The sequence below is a fragment of the Streptomyces sp. NPDC003284 genome (assembly GCF_053589675.1).
Window position 1 is genome coordinate 705,415 of sequence record NZ_JBSFSI010000001.1, and the last position, 22,381, is coordinate 727,795.

At 73.8% G+C, this 22,381-nt stretch carries 19 protein-coding genes; 9 read left to right on the forward strand and 10 right to left on the reverse strand.

Annotated elements, in window-relative coordinates; all coding sequences use genetic code 11:
• Nucleotides 1-74 precede the first annotated feature (74 nt).
• Complete coding sequence (locus ACWDYF_RS03100) at nt 75-1,499, reverse strand: lipase maturation factor family protein (protein ID WP_389463801.1); 1,425 nt, start codon at nt 1,497-1,499, stop codon at nt 75-77.
• Nucleotides 1,500-1,628: 129 nt separating this feature from the next.
• Between ACWDYF_RS03100 and ACWDYF_RS03105 the strand changes: the two genes are divergently transcribed.
• Together ACWDYF_RS03105 and ACWDYF_RS03110 are read left to right on the forward strand one after the other, a co-directional pair.
• Nucleotides 1,629-3,725: a SpoIIE family protein phosphatase gene (locus tag ACWDYF_RS03105; RefSeq protein ID WP_389463803.1), complete on the forward strand. Its 2,097-nt coding sequence runs from the start codon at nt 1,629-1,631 to the stop codon at nt 3,723-3,725.
• Nucleotides 3,726-3,807: 82 nt separating this feature from the next.
• Nucleotides 3,808-4,671 (forward strand): Fpg/Nei family DNA glycosylase, encoded by an 864-nt coding sequence (locus ACWDYF_RS03110; protein ID WP_381744097.1) that lies wholly within the window; start codon nt 3,808-3,810, stop codon nt 4,669-4,671.
• 133 nt (nt 4,672-4,804) lie between these two features.
• Here the strand turns inward: ACWDYF_RS03110 and ACWDYF_RS03115 are convergent, their stop codons facing one another.
• Entirely contained in the window at nt 4,805-5,320 is a 516-nt protein-coding gene (locus tag ACWDYF_RS03115; protein ID WP_018568123.1) for a hypothetical protein, read from the reverse strand.
• Nucleotides 5,321-5,467: 147 nt separating this feature from the next.
• The gene (locus ACWDYF_RS03120; RefSeq protein WP_389463806.1) at nt 5,468-6,073 is read right to left on the reverse strand and encodes a sigma-70 family RNA polymerase sigma factor; all 606 of its coding nucleotides are present in this window, start codon (nt 6,071-6,073) and stop codon (nt 5,468-5,470) included.
• A 292-nt stretch (nt 6,074-6,365) separates the two neighbouring features.
• On the opposite strand from ACWDYF_RS03120, the gene ACWDYF_RS03125 reads away from it, so the two are divergent.
• Complete coding sequence (locus ACWDYF_RS03125) at nt 6,366-7,532, forward strand: CapA family protein (protein WP_389463808.1); 1,167 nt, start codon at nt 6,366-6,368, stop codon at nt 7,530-7,532.
• Between the two features lie 68 nt (nt 7,533-7,600).
• Here the strand turns inward: ACWDYF_RS03125 and ACWDYF_RS03130 are convergent, their stop codons facing one another.
• A complete protein-coding gene (locus tag ACWDYF_RS03130) occupies nt 7,601-9,028 on the reverse strand; it encodes an amino acid permease (RefSeq protein WP_381744100.1) in 1,428 nt (475 codons plus the stop codon).
• Nucleotides 9,029-9,146: 118 nt separating this feature from the next.
• Entirely contained in the window at nt 9,147-9,626 is a 480-nt protein-coding gene (locus ACWDYF_RS03135; RefSeq protein WP_018568119.1) for a universal stress protein, read from the reverse strand.
• A 107-nt stretch (nt 9,627-9,733) separates the two neighbouring features.
• Here ACWDYF_RS03135 and ACWDYF_RS03140 point away from each other — a divergent pair, with 107 nt between their 5' ends.
• Complete coding sequence (locus ACWDYF_RS03140; protein WP_381744101.1) at nt 9,734-10,576, forward strand: polysaccharide deacetylase family protein; 843 nt, start codon at nt 9,734-9,736, stop codon at nt 10,574-10,576.
• Between the two features lie 49 nt (nt 10,577-10,625).
• On the opposite strand, the gene ACWDYF_RS03145 is transcribed toward ACWDYF_RS03140, so the two are convergent.
• On the reverse strand, nt 10,626-11,318 hold the full coding sequence (locus ACWDYF_RS03145; RefSeq protein ID WP_381744102.1) for a class F sortase: 693 nt from the start codon (nt 11,316-11,318) through the stop codon (nt 10,626-10,628).
• 835 nt (nt 11,319-12,153) lie between these two features.
• On the opposite strand from ACWDYF_RS03145, the gene ACWDYF_RS03150 reads away from it, so the two are divergent.
• Complete coding sequence (locus ACWDYF_RS03150) at nt 12,154-12,660, forward strand: hypothetical protein (RefSeq protein ID WP_389463928.1); 507 nt, start codon at nt 12,154-12,156, stop codon at nt 12,658-12,660.
• Between the two features lie 215 nt (nt 12,661-12,875).
• On the opposite strand, the gene ACWDYF_RS03155 is transcribed toward ACWDYF_RS03150, so the two are convergent.
• Nucleotides 12,876-13,280, reverse strand: a complete 405-nt coding sequence (locus tag ACWDYF_RS03155) for a hypothetical protein (protein ID WP_389463812.1) — start codon at nt 13,278-13,280, stop codon at nt 12,876-12,878.
• Nucleotides 13,281-13,503: 223 nt separating this feature from the next.
• Nucleotides 13,504-14,268 (reverse strand): bestrophin-like domain, encoded by a 765-nt coding sequence (locus tag ACWDYF_RS03160; protein ID WP_078509763.1) that lies wholly within the window; start codon nt 14,266-14,268, stop codon nt 13,504-13,506.
• 1,280 nt (nt 14,269-15,548) lie between these two features.
• Here ACWDYF_RS03160 and ACWDYF_RS03165 point away from each other — a divergent pair.
• Both ACWDYF_RS03165 and ACWDYF_RS03170 read left to right on the forward strand, forming a co-directional pair.
• Nucleotides 15,549-16,361: an SAM-dependent methyltransferase gene (locus tag ACWDYF_RS03165; RefSeq protein WP_381744105.1), complete on the forward strand. Its 813-nt coding sequence runs from the start codon at nt 15,549-15,551 to the stop codon at nt 16,359-16,361.
• Complete coding sequence (locus tag ACWDYF_RS03170; protein WP_381744106.1) at nt 16,358-18,499, forward strand: putative bifunctional diguanylate cyclase/phosphodiesterase; 2,142 nt, start codon at nt 16,358-16,360, stop codon at nt 18,497-18,499. Before ACWDYF_RS03165 ends, ACWDYF_RS03170 begins: the two co-directional genes overlap by 4 nt.
• A 108-nt stretch (nt 18,500-18,607) precedes the next feature.
• Here ACWDYF_RS03170 and ACWDYF_RS03175 read toward each other — a convergent pair whose 3' ends face one another.
• Nucleotides 18,608-19,522 (reverse strand): LysR family transcriptional regulator, encoded by a 915-nt coding sequence (locus ACWDYF_RS03175; protein WP_389463815.1) that lies wholly within the window; start codon nt 19,520-19,522, stop codon nt 18,608-18,610.
• Between the two features lie 224 nt (nt 19,523-19,746).
• Between ACWDYF_RS03175 and ACWDYF_RS03180 the strand changes: the two genes are divergently transcribed.
• Nucleotides 19,747-20,637 carry an NAD(P)H-binding protein gene (locus ACWDYF_RS03180; protein WP_381744108.1) on the forward strand — a complete coding sequence of 297 codons (891 nt, stop codon included), beginning with the start codon at nt 19,747-19,749 and terminating at the stop codon, nt 20,635-20,637.
• A 64-nt stretch (nt 20,638-20,701) separates the two neighbouring features.
• Here ACWDYF_RS03180 and ACWDYF_RS03185 read toward each other — a convergent pair whose 3' ends face one another.
• Nucleotides 20,702-21,589, reverse strand: coding sequence for a LysR family transcriptional regulator (locus ACWDYF_RS03185; RefSeq protein ID WP_389463818.1), 888 nt, complete (start codon nt 21,587-21,589; stop codon nt 20,702-20,704).
• A gap of 119 nt (nt 21,590-21,708) precedes the next feature.
• Between ACWDYF_RS03185 and ACWDYF_RS03190 the strand changes: the two genes are divergently transcribed.
• Nucleotides 21,709-22,380, forward strand: coding sequence for a succinate dehydrogenase (locus ACWDYF_RS03190; RefSeq protein WP_381744599.1), 672 nt, complete (start codon nt 21,709-21,711; stop codon nt 22,378-22,380).
• Nucleotide 22,381 lies beyond the last annotated feature (1 nt).

Genomic DNA, 22,381 nt, shown 5'->3' on the forward strand with positions numbered 1-22,381 from the left:
AACGGCCCCGGCCTGCCCGTTCCGGCTGCCCGGCCCACCCGGCACGGCACCCCGCCGGACCCCGCCGCACCCCGTCAGTCGTCCCGCGCCGGTCCCGCCAGCCGGGTCGGCGCCAGGAACTCCCGGACGAACGTGCGGTCCCAGCAGGCCCCGGTGGCGCGCAGCTCCGGCCAGGTCGTGTAGCGGTAGCGGAACAGCCGGGCGCGGACGAAGCGCGGCGGCCGGTCGCGCGGGAACGGCGAGCGGCGCAGCAGCCGCAGCGTGTCGCGGTCGTTCTCCAGGAGCCGTTCCACCAGCGCGCCGAACCACGGCCCGGCGTACGCCGGGGACAGCGCGGCGAACCACATCATCCAGTCCAGGCGCAGATGGTACGGGGCGAACTGCCGGGGCCAGTGCCGCACGTCCCCGGGCTTGCCCCTGAACTCGTACTCCCGCCAGTCGGAGTCCTCGCGCGGCACCTCGTCGAGGGTGCCCTCGATCACCACCTCGTGCCGGATCCGGCCGACGGTGCCGAACGCGCCGTAGGTGTTGACCAGGTGCAGCGGGTCGAAGGAGCGGTTCATGACCTGGCGGCGGGAGATCATGTTCCGCACCGGGCGGTGACTGAGGAAGACCAGCAGCGCGGCCACGGCCAGGACCAGCACCTCGTACCACAGCGGGGGTGCGGACACGGCGGGCGGCGGGCCGCCCGGCCAGCGGACCGCGGACAGGGCGAGCACGACGGTGATCCAGTTCAGCCAGGCGAAGTTGCCCGAGGCCACCAGCCACAGCTGGGTGAGGATCATCAGCGCCGCGGCGGCCGTGGCGACCGGCTGCGGGGTGAACAGCAGGAACGGCACCACCAGTTGCGTGAGGTGGTTCGCGGCCGTCTCCGCCTTGTGCAGCGGCGCGGGCAGCCGGTGGAAGAACCAGCTCAGCGGGCCCGGCATCGGCTGGGTCTCGTGGTGGTAGTACAGGCAGGTCAGGTTCCGCCAGCACGGGTCGCCGCGCAGCTTGATCAGCCCCGCGCCGAACTCCACCCGGAAGAGGATCCAGCGCAGCAGGAACAGCACGACGACCGGCGGGGCCACCTCGTCGTTGCCCAGGAACACCGCGAGGAACCCGGTCTCCAGCAGCAGCGACTCCCAGCCGAAGCCGTACCAGGTCTGCCCGACGTTCACGATCGACAGGTACAGCGCCCACGGCACCAGCCACAGCAGCAGCGCGCCCCACAGCGGAAGCCACGCGTCCGCCCCCGCCAGCAGCGCCGCCGACACCGCGCACCCGCCCCAGGCGACCGCCGCGAAGAGCCCGTCCGAGTAGCGCAGGTGGAACAGGCTCGGCGCCCGCCGGAACGGCACCCGCGCCACGAACCGGGGGATCGGCAGCATCCCGCGCTCGCCCAGCAGCGCCCGGAACTGGAGGGCCGCCGTCAGGAACGCCACGAGGTAGACGGCGGCCAGCGCCCGCTGGAACACCAGCCGGCCGAGCCAGTAGTCGGGTGCGGTGAACCATCCCACGGTCGTGCACGCTCCTTCCCTGCCGGTGCCCCGGTCCGCCGCCGCCCCCGGGGACCGGGTTCCCCCCGCTTTTCGCTCGAAGAACTCGAAGAACTCGAAGAATCGGACAAATCCTGGCAAGGTGGGCCCATGGCTGAACGGGGAGCGCACGCCCTGGCACTCCCGGACGACTGGCCCGCGCACCCGGATCCGATCCTGGCACTCAACCGCATGGGCAGCTTCGACTGGGATCTGGACACCGGTCTGCTCAGCATGGACGCGCAGACGCACAGGATCTTCGACCTCACCCCCGAGGAGTACGACGGCCACCCCGAGAGCCTGGGCCGCCGGGTCCCCGCCGCCGAGGGCCGCCGCCTGGACGCCATGGTGAACCGCGCCCTGCGGGAGGGCCGCGAGAACTACGGCACCTACATGCGGCTGCGCCGCCGCGACGGCACGCTGCGCTGGATCCACACCCAGGGCTACATCCGCCGGGACGCGGCCGGGCGCCCGCACCGGATCATCGGGATCATCCGCGACGCCACCGAGGAACTGGACGACATCGCCGGCCGCCAGGAGCGGGTGGCGCGGGCCGCCGCCCGGCGCGAGCAGACCAACGTCGTCCAGGCCACCACGGCGGCCCTCGCCCACGCGCACTCCGTCCAGGACGTCATCGACGTCGTCAAGGACAGCCACGGCCTCGCCCTGCTCGGCTCCACCAGCCTGGTCCTCGGCCTGGTCGAGGCCGGCCGCCTCCGGCTGGTCGCCGAGGGCCCCGAGGGCAGCTCCGTGCCCGGCACCCGCGTCACCCGGATCGACGAGCCGTACCCGATGAGCGAGGCCGTGCGCACCCTCAGCCCGTGCTTCATCGAGTCCCCGGAGGACTTCGCCGAGCGCTACCCGATCCTGTGGCCGCACATCACCGGGCTGCGCATCACCTCGGCCGCCTACCTCCCGCTGATCGCCCAGGGCCGCCCCATCGGCGGCATGGGCCTGCTCTACAGCGGCCGGCACGGCTTCACCCAGGAGGAGCGCAACCTGCTGGTCGCCCTGGGCAGCAGCATCGCGCAGAGCCTCCAGCGCGCCATGCTCTACGAGCAGGAGAAGGACCTCGCCCAGGGCCTCCAGCAGGCGATGCTGCCGCGCACCATCCCCAGCGTCCCCGGCGCCGACGTCGCCGTGCGCTACCGCTCCGGCTACGCGGGCGGCTCCCTGGGCCGCGACATCGGCGGCGACTGGTACGACCTGATCCCGCTGCCCGGCGGCCGGGTCGGCGCCGTCATCGGCGACGTCCAGGGCCACGACACGCACGCCGCCGCCGTCATGGGCCAGCTCCGCATCGTGCTGCGCGCCTACGCCGCCGAGGGCCATACCCCGGCCACCGTGATGGCCCGCGCCTCCGTCTTCCTGCACGAACTGGACACCGACCGCTTCGCGACCTGCCTGTACGCGGAGGCCGACCTGTCCACCGGCGTGGTCCAGGTGGTCCGTGCCGGGCACATCGACCCGCTGGTGCGGCACGTCGACGGCGGCTGCCGCCGGGTCGAGGTCGACGGCGGCCTGCCGCTCGGCCTGTCCGCCGAGTTCGGCGACCTGGAGTATCCGGTGTGCGCCATGGAGCTCGACCCCGGGCAGTCCCTGGTGCTGTGCACCGACGGCCTCGTCGAGCAGCCCGGCGCCGACCTCGACGACGGCATGCGCGCCCTGGTCGACATGATCGGCGCGGGCCCCGAGGACGTACGCGACCTCGCCGACCAGCTGATCGCCATGGCGGAGGAGCGCGGCGGGGACGACGACGTGGCCCTGCTGGTGCTGCGCCGCCGCGCGCTCGCCGAACGCCGGCCCGAGGGCCGCCTCCAGCACCATGTCGCACCGGGCGACCCCGAGGCGCTGACCCGGGCCCGCCACATGATCCGCGCCACCGTGCGCTCCTGGGGCGCCCGCGAGCGCTCCGACGAGATCGAACTCGTGGCCGACGAACTCATCACCAACGCCCTGATGCACACCGAGGGCGCCGCCGTGGTCACCCTGCGGGTGCTCAGCGGCACCGACCGGCGGCTGCGGGTGGAGGTCGAGGACTCCTCCAGCGCCCTGCCGCGCCGCCGCGAACCGGGGGAGCAGGGCGTCTCCGGGCGCGGGCTGCTCCTCGTCGACCGGCTCACCGACGTGTGGGGCGTGGAGGCGCGTGGCGGCGGCAAGTGCCTGTGGAGCGAGTTCGTGATGGACGAGACGGACGAGCCGACGTGAGCGTCCGGGGGAGCCGTCCGGGCGGAGGCGGCGGAGGTCCGCGCCGCGTGGCGGTGTCAGTGGGCGGTGGCACTCTGGAACCATGCCGGAACTGCCCGAGGTGGAAGCGCTCAGGGACTTCCTGACCGAGAACCTGGTCGGTCACGAAGTGGTCCGGGTGCTGCCCGTCGCCATCAGCGTCTTGAAGACCTACGACCCGCCGGTCACCGCCCTGGAGGGGCACGAGGTCACCTCCGTCGGCCGGTACGGCAAGTTCCTCGACCTGGCGACCGACGGCGGCCCGCACCTGGTCACGCATCTGGCGCGGGCCGGGTGGCTCCAGTGGCGGGACCGCCTCCCGGACGGCCCGCCCCGGCCCGGCAAGGGCCCCCTCGCCCTGCGGGTCGCCCTGGAGACCGGCGCGGGCTTCGACCTCACCGAGGCCGGCACCCAGAAGCGGCTCGCGGTGTACGTCGTCCCGGACCCGCGGCAGGTGCCCGGCGTCGCCCGCCTCGGCCCGGACCCGCTGGCCGACGACTTCGACGAGGAGCGCTTCGCCGGGCTGCTCGCGGGGGAGCGGCGGCAGCTCAAGGGCGCCCTGCGCGACCAGAGCCTGATCGCGGGTGTGGGCAACGCCTACAGCGACGAGATCCTGCACGCGGCCCGGATGTCCCCGTTCAAGCTGGCGGCCTCCCTGACCCCGCAGGAGACCGGGCGGCTGTACGAGGCGCTGCGCACCACCCTGACCGAGGCGGTCGAGCGCTCCAGAGGCATCGCGGCCGGCCGGCTGAAGGCGGAGAAGAAGAGCGGCCTGCGGGTGCACGGCCGCACCGGCGAACCCTGCCCGGTGTGCGGTGACACCATCCGCGAGGTCTCCTTCAGCGACTCCTCGCTCCAGTACTGCCCGACCTGCCAGACGGGCGGCAAGCCGCTCGCGGACCGCAGACTCTCCCGGCTGCTCAAGTAGCCCGTCTGCCCGTCTGCCCGTCTGCCCGGCGGGCCGTGCGCGCCCGGACCGGGCACCCCGCGCGGGACGCGGCGAGGCGCCGCCGTCCGGAGCGCCGTGCCGCGGAGCCGGACCCGGTCAGAACATCAGAACGTCAGAACAGATGGATGGCCAGATGCCCCAGGGGCAGTCCGAGCTGCCAGGCGGGCGTCCACACCTTGGGGCCCTCGTCCTCGCCCACCGCGCCCGCGCCGTCCGGCACCGCGTCCAGGTCGGGCGCGAGCAGTTCGGTCTCCTCCAGCCAGCGCCAGGCGGCCTCGGCCAGCGCGAGGTCGGGCGAGGGGACGCCCCGGGCGTCCGCGTCGGCGGCGAGGCAGGCCACCCGCTCGCGCACCCAGTCCTGCCACGGCTGGTCGTACGCGGTGAGCGACAGCCAGGTCTCCAGCTGCGAGACCACCCGGATGCCGGACAGCTCGCCTCCGGTGTCGGACAGGAAGACGGTCAGCGCCAGCGCGTCCCGTCCGGCGCGGAACTCCACCGACGCCGGGGGCATCAGATCGCCCGTGCGCAGCAGTTCGTCGGCGATGTACTCGGCGTAGAACCATGCCATGGGGACGTCCTGATCACCGCCGTGGCCGCCCTCCGCGTTCTCGTGCCCTCTGTGCAGCATCCCTTCCCGCCTTCCTCCGGTGCGTGCGCGTCGCCCGAGCCCCGGCTCCCGGGACCGTGCCCCCGCGGAACACGGATGAGAACAGCCGATTACCCAACAGGGGTCCACAGCAAGGCGCTTTACGGAGGCTTGACCCAAGAGTCCGTTTCATCGCAGGTCGGCCGCGTAACCGGGAAGCACCCTGCGCAGGGCGCGCAGCGCGTAGTACGCACGGGACTTCACGGTACCGGGCGGAATGCCCAGGGTTTCGGCGGCCTCCGCCACACTGGCCCCGCGGAAGTACACGAGCACCAGGACGTCACGGTGCTGTGGAGTGAGTGTCTTCACAGCGCGCCGCACATCGAGGGTGGCGGCGGACCGTTCGGCGTGGTCGGCGATCACCCGCGCGTTCTCCAGGACGGCGTCGCCGACCTCGGGTGGCCGGGCCTGCCGGGCCCGGCGCGCGTCGATGGCCAGCCGCCGCGCGACGGTCAGCAGCCAGGGCCGTACCGAGTCGAAGGTCTCGGCGCGCAGCGCCTCGGGGTGCTGCCAGGCCCGCACCAGCGTCTCCTGGAGCAGGTCCTCGGCGCGCTGCCGGTCGCCGTCGCACAGCCGCAGCAGCAGGGCGAACAGCGGCCGTGCGTGCTCGCGCTGGAGCGCGGCGAGTTCGTGCTCGGCGGTCGTCGTCCCGGCACCCGCCGTCCGGGCGGTCGTGACGTCGGCGGGCGCCCCGGTGGTCGGCGGCGCGGGCGGGAGGGTGGTTCCGGCCATCATGGCCGTATGGCACCGCAGGGTGCCGTCCGGGGACAGGGCGCGCGCGGCGCTGTGCGGCGGACGGTCGATCGCGTCGTTGAACGGTGCGACGAACGGTCCGTCAGGTGCCGGTGACGGTACGGAGCGCCGGGCGCCCGGGGTCCGGCGGCTGCCGGACAGGGGCCGGTGCGCACCGGACGGACCAATCACGGCACCGCCGCTGTTTGCGGCGACGGCCCGCTTCGTACCCATCTGACTAACGCTTGTCCGTCGATATGACCGAATGATCGAACGCCTGCTCTGAAGGGAACCGATGTTCGCACGCCGACACCAGGTGGCCCTGGCCGTGACGGCCGTCCTCACCGCGGCGGCGGCCTGCCAGGCCGGCCACCGCGAGCAGCGGCCCGCGGCGGCCGCGCCCCCGGCGCCCACGGCCGGAACCCGCCCGGCCGCCACCGCGTTCACCCTGCTGGCCTCCGGCGCCGTCCGGCCGGACGCCTCGGTCGTCGAACGGGCCGCGTTCGACGCGGGCGGCACCGGCCACGACTTCCGCCCCCTGCTGGAGGGCGTCGCCGCGGCCGTCTCCGGCGCGGACGTGGCCCTGTGCCACCTGGACGCCGTACAGGAACCCGAGGAGGCGCCCGCCGCCGCGTCCCCCGGCATGTTCCCGCCGGAGCTGGCCCCGGCGCTCGCCGCCACCGGCTACGACGGCTGCGCCACCGCCTCCGCGCACACCCTGGACGACGGCGCCGACGGGGTCCGCCGCACCCTGGACGCCCTGGACCGCGCCGGGATCCGGCACGCCGGGTCGGCCCGTACCGAGGACGAGGCGCGCGGCGCCCTCCTGCGCGCCGGGTCCGCGCTGGTCGCCCATCTGGCCTACAGCCAGGGCCCGGACCGGCCGTCGCCCGCCGGGCAGCCCTGGTCGCTGCGCCTGCTCGACACCGACCGGATCCTCGCCGACGCGCGGGCCGCCCGGCAGGCGGGCGCCGATGTCGTCGTGGTGTCCCTGGACTGGGGCGACCCGGACCAGGACGGCCCGGACCCGGAGCAGACGGAACTGGCGCGCAGGCTCACCGCCGCCCGCACCGGCGACCGCCCCGCCGTCGACCTGATCCTCGGGACCGGTGCCCGGACGCCCCTGCCCTACGAGAAGGTGGGCGGCACCTGGGTGGTCTACGGGACCGGAGACCAGGTCGCGGGTCCGCAGCCCGGCGCCGCCGCCGCGCCCGCCGACCCGCGCACCGGCCGGAGCACCCTGGCCCGCTTCACCTTCGCCCCGCCCGCCAGGGCCGGAGGCCGCTGGGAGGTGACCCGGGCCGAGTTCGTGCCCGAACTGTTCGACCCCGACGCCGGACGGGTGGTGAACGTCGACGAGGCCATCGGCCGGGGCGCCGACCTCCAGGCCGTACGCGACGGGATCCGGGACGCGGTGCTCGCCCGCGGCGCGGCGAAGGACGGCCTGGTGATGGGCCGCTGACGGCCCGGCGGGCAGCGACCGGCCCGGCGGCGCGTGACCGCCGCGCCGCCGGGCCGGTCCGCCGTCCGTCAGCTCTTCGGGCCGCGCCCCGGCGCCAGCGCGGAGCGCTTGTACGAGTAGCCGAAGTAGATGACGCAGCCGATCAGGAACCACACCACGAACCGCACCCATGTCTGCCACTGGAGGAACGTGATCAGCCAGAGGGAGAAGACGATCCCGAGCGCGGGCACGAACGGCATCCACGGGGTGCGGAAGGAACGCGGCAGGTCCGGCTGCCGGTAGCGCAGCACGATCACCGCCGTGCAGACCACCACGAACGCCAGCAGGATCCCGATGTTGGTCAGCTCGGCCGCCTCCGCGATCGGCAGGAACCCGGCGATCACGGCGGACGCGATCCCGACGATCCACGTCACGCGCGTCGGCACGTGCCGGGTGGGGTGCGTCTTGGCGAACCAGCGCGGCAGCAGCCCGTCCCGGGACATCGAGAACCACACCCGGGTCACACCCAGCATGAACGTGAACATCACGGTGAGGATGCCGATGATCGCGCCCACCGCGATCACGTCCGCCAGACTGCTCAGCCCCACCGACTTGAACGCGGTCGAGAAGCCGCTCTCCTTGTCGATGTCCTTGTAGTTCTGCATGCCGGTGAGCACCAGGCAGGCCGCCACGTACAGCACCATCGCGATGGCCAGCGAGTAGATGATCGCCTTCGGCATGTGCCGCTGCGCGTCCTTGGACTCCTCGGCCGCCGTCGACATGGCGTCGTAGCCGAAGACCGCGAAGAACACGGTGGCCGCGCCGGTGAACGCCCCGCCGACCCCGAAGGGGAAGAACGGATGGTAGTTGGCGCTGTTGATGTGGAAGACACCGACCAGGATCACCACCAGCACCACGACGACCTTCAGCGCCACCACGACCGTCTCGAAGCGGGCCGCGCTGCGGATGCCGAGGTTCAGCAGCCAGGCGATGAGCAGGCACAGGATCGCCGCGAACAGGTCGACCCGGTGCCCCGAGCCGGTGCCGGGCGCGCCCAGCATCCAGGACGGCAGATGCGCGCCCATGTCCTCGACGAGGAAGCTGAAGTACCCGGAGATGCCGATGGCGACCACCGCCACGATCGCCGTGTACTCCAGCAGCAGGTCCCAGCCGATGAACCAGCCGGCGAACTCGCCGAGCACCGCGTACCCGTAGGTGTACGCCGAGCCCGCCTTCGGGATCATCCCGGCGAACTCCGCGTACGACAGCGCTGCCGCGGCGCTGGCCACGCCCGCGATCAGGAAGGAGACGAGCACCGCGGGACCGGCCGTGCCGTTGGCCACCGTACCGGCCAGGGTGAAGATGCCCGCCCCGATGATGCCGCCCACACCGATCGCCGTGAGCTGCCACAGCCCGAGCGACCGTTCGAGTTTCGGTCCTTCGCCGCCTTCCGTCTCCTCGATGTGTTCGATGGGTTTACGGCGGAGAATGCCCTCACCCATGCGGAGCCCGGCCATGCGCCTCACCTCTTCGCAGACGGCAATCGGCTGACGGCGGATCATGATGGCCCAGCGCGGCCGGGTTCGGAAGACGCCACGCACGCCCCGCCGGTCACGGGGAACGCGGTGCGACGCCCTACGGCACCACCGTCACAGGCCACCTTCCCGCTTTCACCAGGCGTACTGCCACCGAACCGATGATCCGATGACCCGCCTGCTCGGAGGCGCCGACGACCACCGCGTCCGCCTTCAGCTCGTCGGAGGCCGTCACCAGCCCGTTGTACGGATCACCGCGGAAGGTGTGGAACTCCCAGCGCACCTCGAATATCCCCTTGAGCCGTTCGGCGGACTCGCGAATCTGCTGGACGAGGTCCTCGGCGATCTCGTCGGTCGTGTCGGCCACCGGCGCGCCCAGCGCGGCCCCCGCCGACATCACCGGCTGCACGTACACGAGGGCCAGCCGCGCGCCCTGCCGGCGGGCGAGACCGGCGGCGTAGGCGGCGGCCCGCATCGAGGAGTCGGAGCCGTCCACCCCGGCCACGATCACCTTCGGCCCGTCGGTGCCCCGCTCGAACCGGGACGCCTGCTGCTCGTGCTCCTCGTGCTGTTCCGTCACGCTGCGTAGCTTATCGGACGGGGCGCCGCCGGGCGCCGGCTGGTCCGGGCGGGTGTTTTCGTGCCGCCGTACCGGTGCGGCGGGGACCGTCCGGTCACTGATGACTCATGCAGAAGGATCAGTTGTTCACGCGGCGCCGGGCCTTGCTCGCCGGGGCCGCCGCTCTCGGCGCGGCAGGCGCCGCCGGCACGGCCGGACTGCTGCTCTCCGGTTCCTCCGGCGGTCCGCCGCCCGCGCCGCCCGCCGCGGGCCCGCAGGCGCACAGCGCCCTCAGACCCTCCGCCTACCGGCTGCGGCCCCTGACCGGCGACGCCCCGCAGCGGATCAGGCCGCTGCCGACCGAGGTGCGCACCGCCCCGATCCTGAGCTTCTCCGGCCGCGGCAACACGATGCTCCTCACCTTCGACGACGGCCCCAACCCCGAGTACACCCCCCAGGTGCTGGACACCCTGGCCAAGTACGACATCCGGGCGACGTTCATGGTGTGCGGCGAGATGGCCGACTGGAACCGCGACCTGCTGGCCCGGATGGCCGACGAGGGCCATGTCGTCGGCAACCACACCTGGACCCACCCGCTGCTCACCCAGCTCAGCCGGAGCGAGATCCGCGACGAGATCGAGAGCACCTGCGACGTCATCGAGAAGGCGTACGGCGAGCGGCCCCTGTGGTTCCGCGCCCCCTACGGCGCCTGGAACCGCACGGTCTTCCGGCTCAACGCCGAACTCGGCATGGAGCCCCTGGCCTGGACCGTCGACAGCCTCGACTGGACGACGCCCGGCACCAAGGCCATCGTGCGCCGGGTGGAGCGGGGCGCCGCCCCCGGGGTGGTGGTGCTCTCCCACGACGCCGGGGGCGACCGCTCGCAGACCGTCCGGGCGCTGCGCACCTATCTGCCCAAGCTGCTGGACGAGGGCTACCACTTCACCGTCCCGCGCCGGAAGTACACCTGACACGGCCGCCCGCCCGGCGGTGCCGTCGCGCCGGGCGGGCCCCCGCCGGTCAGCGGACCTCGGCCAGCCGGGCGAAGACGACGACGTTCCCCTGGTACCCGGTCTTCTTCGTGTAGTCGCCGCCGCAGGTGATGAGCCGCAGCTCCGGTGTGCCCTTCGAGCCGTACACGCGGTCCCCGGGGAAGTCGCTCTTCTCGAACACCTCCACCCCGTACACCTCGAAGACGGCCGTCCTCCCGTCCTCGCGGTGGATCTCGACGTGGTTGCCCTTCTTCAGCGCGCCGAGGCCGTAGAAGACCGCCGGACCCATGGTGTTGTCCACATGGCCGACGACGACCGCGGTCCCCTTCTCGCCGGGGGTGACGGCGCCGTTGAACCAGCCCGCCAGGTTCGGGTCGTCCGGGGGCGGCGCCGCGACCCAGCCGTCGCTGTCCACGCCGACCGGGGTGACGGGCGCGTCGACCTGGATCACGGGGACCCTGATCCGGTCGGGCACCGAGCGCTCCAGGGCCGGTGCGTCCGCGGTGTCCGTGGACTGCGGGGCGCTGGGCACCGCGCGCGCGACGTCCGGTGCCGCCGCCTTCGCAGGCTGCGGCGGACCGGCGTCGAACTCGCCCGAGCCGTTGCGGATGAGAGCGAGCCCGGAGAGCAGGACCAGCGCTATCACGCCCCACGGCGCACGCTTCCGCCGTGGCTGCGGCTCCTCCTCTTCCCGGAATCCGGACAGCTCGCTCGCAGTCATACGCCATCCCCTCTCGGCGCGGCCGGCACCGTTCTCACTCGCCCGTGCCTGCACGCTAAGTCCGGCGCCGGGAACCGGCGACGGGACGGAGGCGAACGGGTGGCGCACCGCCTTTTCGTGCGCCATCCGAGTCGGGCCGTACGGGGGCTTTATGACAACCCGTGACCTGCGGCGACCTTCAACGGGGTGAATCCACCGGCGGATCGGCTCACCGGGTCGGACGAGCGCCGAAATGCGGTCGGGTACGGGCCGTCCGAGGGTTCTCGCGGGAGGCGCTTTCTCGCCGATCGACCGGGTACGGGCCCCCGGGGCGCCTTCCGCGGAGGAACACATGTCCATCACTCGTACCCCCCTGGCGGCCCTGGTGGCCGCCGTCGCCGCCGTAGGGCTGGCCGCCCCGGTGGCCGCCGCCAAGGGCGGCGACGCCCCCGGCGGCTGGGACGTCGGGCCGGGCAACGGCCAGATCGGCGGCTTCGGGAACGGCCAGGTCGGCGGTCCGGGCAACGGTCAGATCGGAGGACCCGGCAACGGTCAGATCGGCGGGCCGGGCATCGGCCAGGTCGGTGGCGGCGGCGGGATCGGTGGCACCGGCGGGGTGGGTGGTGTCGGCGGCGTGGGCGGAGTCGGTGGTGTCGGCGGGGTGGGCGGCTTCGGCGGCGGTCCCGACGGCGGTCCGGGCAACGGACAGGTGGGCGGCTTCGGCGGCGGCCGGGGCCCGGACGGAGGCTTCGGGCGCGGCCCGGACGGCGGGTTCGGGCGAGGGCACGAACACCGGCCGAGACACGGCCAGGTGGGCGGGTTCGGCGAGGGGCACGGCGGCCACGGGGGCGGCCAGATCGGCGGACCGGGCGGTTGGACCGGAGGCGGCCCAGGAGGGTGGCCGGGCGGCGGCGGCCCCGGTGGCGGCGGTCCCGGTGGCGGTCCGGGCGGCGGCTCCGGCGGGATCCGCGACATCACCGCCCTGCCCGGTGTGATCGCCCGCGGCGGGCAGCTGGCGATCACGGTGGAAGGCTGCCGCAGCGGCGGGACCGCCGCCTCGCGCGCCTTCTCGACCACCTGGCTGCGGCCCGTCGACGGCGCGCGCGAGACGGCACGGGGCGTGGCCACCGTCCGCGAGGACGTCCGCCCCGGCACGTACGACATCACGGTCCGGTGCGACGGCCGCACCCTGACCCGGCCGGGGGCGTTCACCGTCGTCGGCGGGGTGCGCGGCGGCCTCGGCGGGGCCACGACCACCGGCGCGACCACGGCGGACATCGCCATCGGCGGCGGCCTGGTGGCGGCGGGCGTCGTCGGCGGCGGGGTGTTCCTGCTGCGCCGCCGGCCCGGCAGGCGCGTCTGACGGCGCCGTATGCCCACGGCCCCCGGTCCGGCCTCCGTCCCGCGCGGCGGAGGCCGGACCGGCGCGTGTGCGGCGGCGGCCCGCGCCGCGACCGCCCGGGGCGGGACCGGCCCCCGCGGACACCTTCCCGCCCCCGCGGACATCTTCCTGACACATCTGCGCCCCGGACCCGCACAGGTCCGGGGCGCAGATGTATGTGGGGGACGACGGCGGTGTCAGGCGACGCCCTCCTCGCCGGTGCGGCGCCGCGACAGGTAGTACGCCGTGCCCACCGAACCGGCGATGAGCGCCGTGCCCATGCCGACCTCCTTCAGGTCGAACCCGGCGACGGTGCCGCCCCCGCCCGCGCGGACGCCGTGCTGGAAGTGCTCGGGCTTGCCTCCGCCCCGGCCGCCGCGGCCCTCGTCCTCGTCGTCGCCCCCGTAGGAGCTGCTGTCGCCGCCTCCGCCGCCGTAGGAGCGGTCGCCGCCGCCCCCGCCGCCGCCCCCGCCGCCGTACGACGAGTGGCCGCCGCCGTCGTAGGAGCCGCCGTCACCGCCGCTCGCGACGGCCGCGGGTGCGGAGAGGGTGAGGGCGCCCAGACCCAGCAGTGCCGCCGAAACGACGCGTATGACGCGCATGGTGATTCCTCCGGTCCCCGAGGAGCAGCTGCGGACCTTTTCCGCGTGCGCCTGAAATGCACCTCGATGATCGAAACGCTAGGAACATGTGCACTCCGGCGCTATCGCACCCGGGCGAACGGGGCAACCGTGTGGGCCGCACAGGGGACGGGGCACCCGCGGCCGGGGTACCGGCCGGTGAGTGCCCGTCACTCCCGCGCGCCTGGCGCCGTACCCGGCCGCCTCAGCGGGTGATGCCCGGGAACATGTCCAGGAAGGGCGCCGTGGAAGACGCGATGCCCCGGCTGTAGGGCGCGTCGAAGTCCCAGATCAGGAAGAGGAGGAAGGCGATCAGCGCGGAGAACACCCCCGCGAGGACCAGTTCGCGCGGGGTGCGCCGGATCTGGAGCGCGAAGACCATGCCGATGGTGATCACCGCCCCGGCGATCAGCCCGAACCACACCACGCCGGGCATCGTCGCCCCGGTGGAGTCCGAGCGGGCGGCGCGGGCCTGGTCGGCGGCGGTGACCTGGTCGACGAGCGGCTGGTACGCCTGCGCCTCGAAGTCGGACTTCGGCTGGTAGTCGCTGACGTCGGCGCGGATCTTCTCCAGCAACTGGTCGCCCTGCTTCGTCACATGGCCGTGGTCGACCATCGTCTTCCACTCGGTGTGCACGACGTGTCCGACATAGGCGTTGACATCGGAACGGATCCGGTCGCGCACGTCCGGCGGATAGACCCGGACGCGTTCGGAGATCTCGTGCAGCGCCTGGGCCTCGGCCTGGACGTGGTCCTGGGCGGAGACCCGGGCCTCCCAGACCCCGGCGATGGCCAGGCCCAGCACGATGGCGTACACCACACCGATCCACATCGTCATGTACTCGATGACGTCCGGGGTGTCGCTGGGGTCCTCGTCCTCGGCCGCCGTGCGGTCCCGTACGAGGGTGATGACCACGACCACGGCACAGGCGGCCAGCATCGCGAGGACGAGAACAAGCCATTCCGACAACGGGTTCCTCCAGGGGTCAGCGCGGGCGGAGCGCGGCGACGGCGACCAGCGCGGGCACCGCGATCAACAGGACGTAGGTGATCGGCGACGGAGCGCGCCGGGGCGTGTGCCGGTGCGGCTGGGCCCGGTAGTGCGGATAGGTGACCGGCCGCGCCGAAGGGCTGGGGCGGGGCGTGGGACTCGGTGTCGGGGTGGGGGTGGGCGAGGGGGGCGGGGGCGGTGCCGGGCGGGGCGCGGGGGCCACCGGGGCCGGTCGCGGGGGCGGTGGCGTGGGCCGGGGCTTCGGCGGAGGTGTCGGGTGCGGGGTGGGCTTCGGCGGTGGTGGTGGGGGTTTCGGCGTGGGCGACGGGGTGGGGGTGGGGGGCGGAGTGGGGGTCGGAGTCGGGGTCGGAGTCGGCGTGGGCGTAGGTGTGGGCGTGGGCGTGGGCGTGGGCGTGGGCCTCGGGCACGAGGGGAACGGGGGCCAGGTGCCGCCGCCGGCCACCGCCACCGCCACGGTTCCGCCCGGCCCCGTGGAGGCATAGGCGCAGGCGTCGGCGGCCGCCGGGGCGGCGGGGACGCCCACGCAGGTCCACGCCACGGCCGTCGGCGCCAACACCCGCAGCACCAGGGCGAATCGGGTCGGTTTCGGTCGATGCACGACCGAGATCATGGGCCGCTCCGGACCCCCGCACTCCGACGCGCCGGGCGATTGGTCCGAAGGAGCGAAACGGGACGGAGGCGGGTTTGGGCGGAGCACCGCCCTCGCCGAGCCGATACGGACGCGTGTGCGAGCTGGTGGAGAGCGGCCCCAGGCCGACTCGAACCCGGCCCGAGGCCGATGTGAGCCGACGTGAGCCGTCGTGAGCCGTCGTGAGTCGGAGGGTCCGGACGCGGGGGTCGCCTCGGCGGCACGGTCACCGAGCGCGACGGCCGATGCGCCGACGGCAACCGGTGCGCTCTGCCCCCGCTGCGGGGCAGAGGGGGCGCCGAACGCGGAAGTGACGGCGGGCGCACGCGCACACCGTGCAGCCCACGCACACCGCGCGTGCGGTGTCCGCCGGATCGTTTCTCTTCCGTATCGCGCCAAGGGGCGGTCCGCCGTGTGCCGGAGCGTGCGCCCGAGCGCTTCCGCCGGGCCCGCACATCGGCCCAATCCACCGTGATGCGGGCGCCCTCCGGACCGTACGCCGCAGGTGGTGACCGGGAACGGATGGTCAATTTCCGTTTCCTCTCGCCCCTTTGGCGGGCGATCAGTAGCCTCAGCTCGAACACCGGATCGCCTACGTTGTGGAGAGAAGATGGAGCGTCCCGCCTGGGCCCCACGGAGCATCGACATCTCGGTGCCGAGCGTCGCCCGGATCTACGACTACTACCTGGGCGGTTCGCACAACTTCGAGATCGACCGCGAAGCGGCCCGCAGGGCCATGGAGTTCATGCCGGGGCTGCCCAAGGTCATGCAGGCCAACCGGGCGTTCATGCGCCGCGCCGTGCGGTTCGCGCTGGACGAGGGCGTCACGCAGTTCCTCGACATCGGTTCCGGCATCCCCACCTTCGGCAACGTGCACGAGGTCGCCCAGGACGCCCGCCCCGGCGCCCGCGTGGTCTACGTCGACCACGACCCGGTCGCGGTCACCCACAGCCAGGCCGTCCTCGCGGACAACGACGACGCGGACGTGGTCGCGGCGGACCTGCGCAAGCCCCACGAGATCCTCGAAAGCCCCCCGTTGCGGCGGCTGATCGACCTGAATCGGCCAGTGGCGCTGCTTCTCGTTGCCATACTTCACTTCGTGGAAGACACGGACGACCCGTACACCGCCGTCGCCGCGCTGCGCGACGCGCTCGCCCCCGGCAGCCTGCTGATCCTCACGCATGCCTCGTACGAGGGAATCCCGCTGCCGCCGGAGCGGAGCGAGGGCGCGGTCGACGTATACAAGGGCATCCGCAATCCGCTGATCATGCGCTCGCGCGAGGAGATCGCGCGGTTCTTCGAGGGGTACGACATGGTGGAACCCGGACTGGTGCCGATGGCGCGCTGGCGGCCGGAGACGGCGCCGGAGGACGAGGATCCTTACGCCTTCTCCGGATACGCCGGCGTGGGGCGTACGGCGTGAACACGCAGCCGGACGGCCCGGAGGACAGACTGCGCCGGCTGACGACGATCTGGAGCCGGGCGGTCTTCCCGGTGACCTCCACGTCGCTGACCCGCCCGGAGTTCGAGGAGCAACTCCTGCCGCTGGCCCGCCGGCTGAGCGGGGCGCTGCGGGCCAGGGCGTTCGACGCCGCGGAGGGCGAGGCGGTCGGCGCCGCGCTGATCGGGGCGCACTGCACGGCGCCCGAGGCACTGAGCCGCTCCCTGGACTGCGTGGACGCCTACCTCGTGCTCTACTGCGGCGAGGACGGCGACCCCGAGGACCTGCGGGCCCGCTCCGGACGCCTCCAGCACGCCATGGCCGCCGGGTTCGCGCGGGCCCTGCGCGAGCGCACCCTCGTCGAGCAGGAGGCCATCGCGCAGGCCGCGTTGCGCGCCCAGGGCGTGGTCGCCCAGGCGCTGCACGCCAGCGAGGCCCGCTTCCGCGCCGTGTTCGAGGGCGCCGCCATAGGCATCGGGATCGCCGACCTGGACGGCAACGTCCTCCAGGTCAACGGCGCGTTGCTGCGCATGTTCGGCGGCTCCGAGCAGAGCCTGCGCGTACGCAACGTCCAGGAGTGGACGCACGCCGACGACGCCCCGCAGACCTGGCGGCTGTACCAGGAACTGGTGCGCGGCGAGCGCGAGCACTACCACGTGGAGAAGGCCTTCTACCGCCCCGACGGCACGGTCCTGTGGACCAACCTGACCGTCTCCCTGCTGCGCGACCCCGACGGCAACCCCCAGTACCAGCTGGCCCTGATGGAGGACACCACCGAGCGGCGGCTGCTCAACCTGCGGCTGCGCTACGAGGCCACCCACGACGCGCTCACCGGACTGCCCAACCGCACCCTGTTCTTCGAACGGCTGGAGAAGACGCTCAACGCGGGCGAGGGCAGCCGCTTCGGGCTGTGCTACCTCGACCTGGACGGCTTCAAGACCATCAACGACAGCCTCGGCCACGCGGCCGGCGACCGGCTGCTGGTGGAGGTCGCCGACCGGCTCCAGGCATGCGCGACCGCGCCCGGCGAGATGGTCGCCCGGCTCGGCGGCGACGAGTTCGTCGCGCTGACCACCGGAGCCGACAGCCGCAGCGAGGTCGACGACCTCGCCACCCGCATCATGAACGCGCTGCTCGCCCCCATCCGCATCGACGGGCGCGAGCTGACCGTGCGCGGCAGCATCGGCGTCGTCGAGGGCCCGGTGGGGGAGCGCAGCGCGGCGGAGGTGCTGCGCAGCGCCGACATCACCATGTACCGCGCCAAGTCGGCGGGCGGCAACCGCTTCGAGCTGGCCGACCCGGAGGCCGACGCCCGCGCCATCACCCGGCACGGGCTCACCACCGCGCTGCCCGCCGCGCTCGACCGGGGCGAGTTCTTCATCGAGTACCAGCCGCTGGTGCACCTCGGCGACGGCAGTGTGCGCGGCGCTGAGGCACTGGTGCGCTGGCTGCACCCGCAGCACGGCGTGCTCGGCCCCGACCGGTTCATCCCGCTCGCCGAGCACACCGGGCTGATCGTGCCGCTGGGCCGCTGGGTCATGGAGCAGTCGGTGCGCCAGGCCCGCGAGTGGCGGGAGCGGCACGGTGACGGCTCCAGCGGGCCGCTGCGCATCAACGTCAACCTCTCGCCGTGCCAGCTCGGCCATCCCGGACTCGTCCAGGACACCGTCGACATCCTGGAGCGCGCGGGGGTGACCCCGGACGCGCTGTGCCTGGAGGTGACCGAGTCGGCGCTGATCGGCGCGGACGACGATCTGCTCAAACCGCTGCGCCGACTGGCCGACATGGGCGTGGACATCGCGCTGGACGACTTCGGCACCGGCTACTCCAACCTGGCCAACCTGCGGCGGCTGCCGGTGAGCGTGCTCAAGCTGGACCGCTCCTTCACCCAGGGCATGCAGCAGTTCCCGGCCGACCCCGTCGACCTGAAGATCGTCGAGGGGATCGTCGCCCTGGCGCACAGCCTGGACCTCGCGGTCACCGTCGAGGGCGTGGAGACCGGAGCCCAGGCGGAACAACTGCGGATACTGGGCTGCGACACGGCCCAGGGCTGGTACTACGCCCGTCCCGGCCCGCCGGACCGGCTGCACGAGCTGGCCCTGGCGGACGCGACGGGCTGAGCCGACGGGGCGGTGCCGCGTGACGCGGGCGACGGGTGCGTGTGCGGTGGGTACGCCTGCCGCCACCGCCGTCTCCGCCGCGGCTCCGGCGCCCGCCCCTTCCCCGGTCTAGCCTCCGGCTCCGGCCACGGCCCCGGCTCCCAGGCCGGTTCCGGGGGTGAGCGGCGCCTCGTCGGGCGTGCGCCGCGGCGCCCGTGTCCGGGCCTCGGCCACCGTCGTGGCCGCCCGGACCAGGGCCGCCGTGGCGGTCGAGCGCGACTGCTGGGGCCAGGCGACCGCCATGACGGCGGCGGGCGCGTCCACGACGGGGCGGTAGGCGACACCGGGGCGCGGATAGCGCAGGGTCACGGAGGCGGGCAGCAGCGTCACGATCTCGCCGAGCGCGACCAGGGTGAGCAACTGGGCCAGATCGCGGCAGTCGTCCCGGGGCCGCCCGACGGGCCGTCCGACGTCCTCCGCGGTCATGCCCAGGTCGTCCAGGCTGAGCCGGGTGCGCGCGGCGAGCGGATGGGCGGCCGCCACGGCGGCGACGCGCGGCTCCACGGTGAGCGTCTCGCTGTCCAGGCCGGTCGGGTCGTAGGGGCCGTGGACCAGGGCCACGTCCGCCTCGCCGCGGCGCAGCAGCGTGGCGGACTCGTGCAGCGCGCACAGCCGGACCGTCACCGGGACGGCGGCGGGATCGGCGGCGAAGCGCTCCAGGATCGGTTCCAGCAGCCCCGCGTCGCCGTCCGCCTTCACCGCGAGGACCAGCCCGGCCTGCGGTGCGACGGCCCGCTGCGCCCGGCGCCCGGCCGCCGTCAGCGCGTCCAGCGCGATCCGGCCCTCCGTGAGCAGCACCTCGCCGGCCGGGGTCAGTGCCACCCGGTGGGTGCTCCGCTCGAACAGGGTGACACCGAGGTCCGTCTCCAGCGCGCGGATCGCGCGGGACAGCGGGGGCGGCGAGATGCCGAGCCGCTCGGCGGCGCGGGCGAAGTTCAGCTCCTCGGCGACGGCGACGAAATAGCGCAGGGCACGGGACTCCACGGCTGCCCCTTCCGGTCGGTATTGCCTTCAGGGTAACGACCGCGACCGGACCGGACCTTCAGTTCCGGCGGCGACGGGCGAAGGATCGGGGGACGGGTCGGGGACGGGGACGGGGTCGGGGACGGGCCGGACGGCTCGCCGCGCGGCGGCACCGGCCGCCCCGACTCTCACCCTCTACTCCACCTTTACCTTTTCCGACTTCTGTGACCTCCGGGAGACACCTCGTGATGCTCGTGACCACTCCGACCGGCCAGATCGGCGGGCGCCTGCTCGACCTCCTCCTCGACGAGCCGGACACGGCCGGACGGCTGCGGGTGATCGCCCGCGACCCGGCGCGCCTCACCCCGCGGGCGCGGGAGCGGGCCGAGGTGTTCCGCGGCTCGCACAGCGACCCCGGACTGCTCGCCGAGGCGGCGGCGGGCGTCGGCCAGGTGTTCTGGCTGGTGCCCCCGGTGCCGGGCGCCGACAGTGTCGAGGGCCATTTCCGCGCCTTCACCGACGCTTTGTGCCGGGTGATCGGGGAGCAGGGCGTGCGGCGGGTGGTGGGCGTCTCCACCCTGGGCCGCAAGACCGCCGTGGACGCCGGACAGATCTCCGCCTCCCTGGCGATGGACGAGTCGATCGCGGCCACCGGTGTGCACTATCGTGCGCTGTGCCCGCCCTTCCTGATGGAGAACCTGCTCGGCCAGGCCGCCTCGATCCGCGAGCAGGGGGTCTTCCACCTGGCCAACGACGGCGGACGGGTCCTGCGCACCTGTGCCACCCGCGACATCGCCGCCACCGCCGCCCGGCTGCTGCTCGACCCGTCCTGGACCGGGCAGGAGGACGTCCCGCTGGTGGGCCCCGACGCGCTGACGCCCGAGGGCATGGCCGAGGTGATGTCCGGGGTGCTGGGCCGCCCGGTCCGGATGCGGCCGGTCGCCCTCGACGACTTCCGGCGCGCCCTGCTGGGCCACGGGGTCGGCGAGGCGTGGGCGCAGGGCGTCGTCGACATGGTCCGCGCCCAGGACGAGCAGGGCTTCTACGGCGCCGGTGTGCCGAGCACCCCGGACACGGCGCCCACCGGGTTCGGCCAGTGGTGCGAGGAGGTACTGGCCCCGGCTGTGCGCGGCTGAGCGCCGTACGCCCGCGGAGCCGCCCGTACGCGCGCGCCCGCAGCCCCGGGCCCGCTCACCGCTCTCACCGCTCCAGCAGCATCCGCTGGAGCTCCCTGGCCGCCCGCGGCGGCGCCACGTCGCTGCGGTGGGCCAGGGCGATCGTGCGGTGCAGGCCGGGGCGGGCCAGCGGGGTCACCCGCAGACCGTGCCCGGAGCGGGCGGCGACCATGCGGGGCACGACGGCGACGCCCAGACCGGCCCGTACGAAGCCCAGGACGGCGTCCATCTCACCGCCCTCCACGGCGAACTCCGGCTCGAAACCCTCGGCGCGGCACGCGGCGACCGTCAGCTCCCGCAGGTCGTAGCCGTGGCGGAACATCACGAGCCGCACGCCCGCCAGATCCGCGATGCGCACCGTCCGCCGCCCCGCGGGTCCGGGCGGCGGCGCGTCCGAGGAGGACACCACGACCAGGTCCTCGCGCAGCAGCTCCACCGTGGTCAGCGCGGGGGACGGGCTGGGCAGCGGCAGCACCACCAGGGCCAGGTCCAGGGCGCCGCGCGCCAGCTCCCGTACGAGATCGTGCGAACCGCCCTCCTCGACCAGCAGCCGGATGCCCGGGTAGCGGTCGTGGAAGGCGCGCAGCACGTCCGGCAGCAGCCCCGTGCACAGGCTCGGTGTGGCGCCCAGCCGCACCCGGCCCCGGCGCAGCTGGGCCAGCTCCTGCACCTCGTGCCGGGCGGTGTCCGCGTCGGCGAGGATGCGCCGGGCCAGCGGCAGCAGCGCCTCGCCCGCGTCGGTGAGCGTGATGTTGCCGCGCGCCCGCTGGAACAGGTCGGCGCCCAGCTCCCGCTCCAGCGCCTTGATCTGCTGGGACAGCGAGGGCTGGGCGACATGGACCAGATCGGCGGCCCGGGTGAAGTGCCGGGTCTCGGCGACGGCCACGAAGTACTGGAGCTGCTGGAGCTGCACCCGGCCATGATAGCCGCCGCCTATCGGAACGAGCCGGACCATGTCTTGGACCGATGACCCCCGGCGGGCCTAGCGTCGGTCCCATGGCTCTGGCAACGCGGACGGACCGACGGCCGTCCCTGGCACGCACCGTGTGGCGGTCGACCGTCGGGAAGAAGACCGTGATGGCGGTCAGTGGCCTGATCATGCTGCTGTACCTGGTCGCCCACATGATCGGGAACCTGAAGATCTACTTCGGCGCGGACGAGTTCAACCACTACGCGCACTGGCTGCGCACCGTGGGCGAGCCGTTCATGCACTACGAGTGGACGCTCTGGCTGATCCGGGTCGTGCTGGTCGTCGCCGTGGTCGCGCACGCCGTCTCCGCGTACCAGCTCAGCCGCCGCGACATCCGGGCGCGCCCGGCCAAGTACGTGCACGCCAGGCCCCGCGCGAGCTACGCCACCCGCACCATGCGCTGGGGCGGGATCATCCTCGGCCTGTTCATCGTCTGGCACCTGCTGGACCTGACCACCGGCACCGTGCACTCCGGCGGCTTCCAGGAGGGCCACCCGTACCAGAACGTCGTGGACACCTTCTCCACCTGGTACGGCAACGTGATCTACATCGTCGCCATGCTGGCGCTCGGCCTGCACATCCGGCACGGCTTCTGGAGCGCCGCCCAGACCCTCGGCGTCGGCAGCCGGGCCCGCGACCGCGCCCTGAAGACCGTCGCAGACGTCCTCGCAGTACTGCTCACGGCCGGTTTCATCGCCGTACCGGTGGGCGTGATGACCGGAGTGGTGAGCTGAC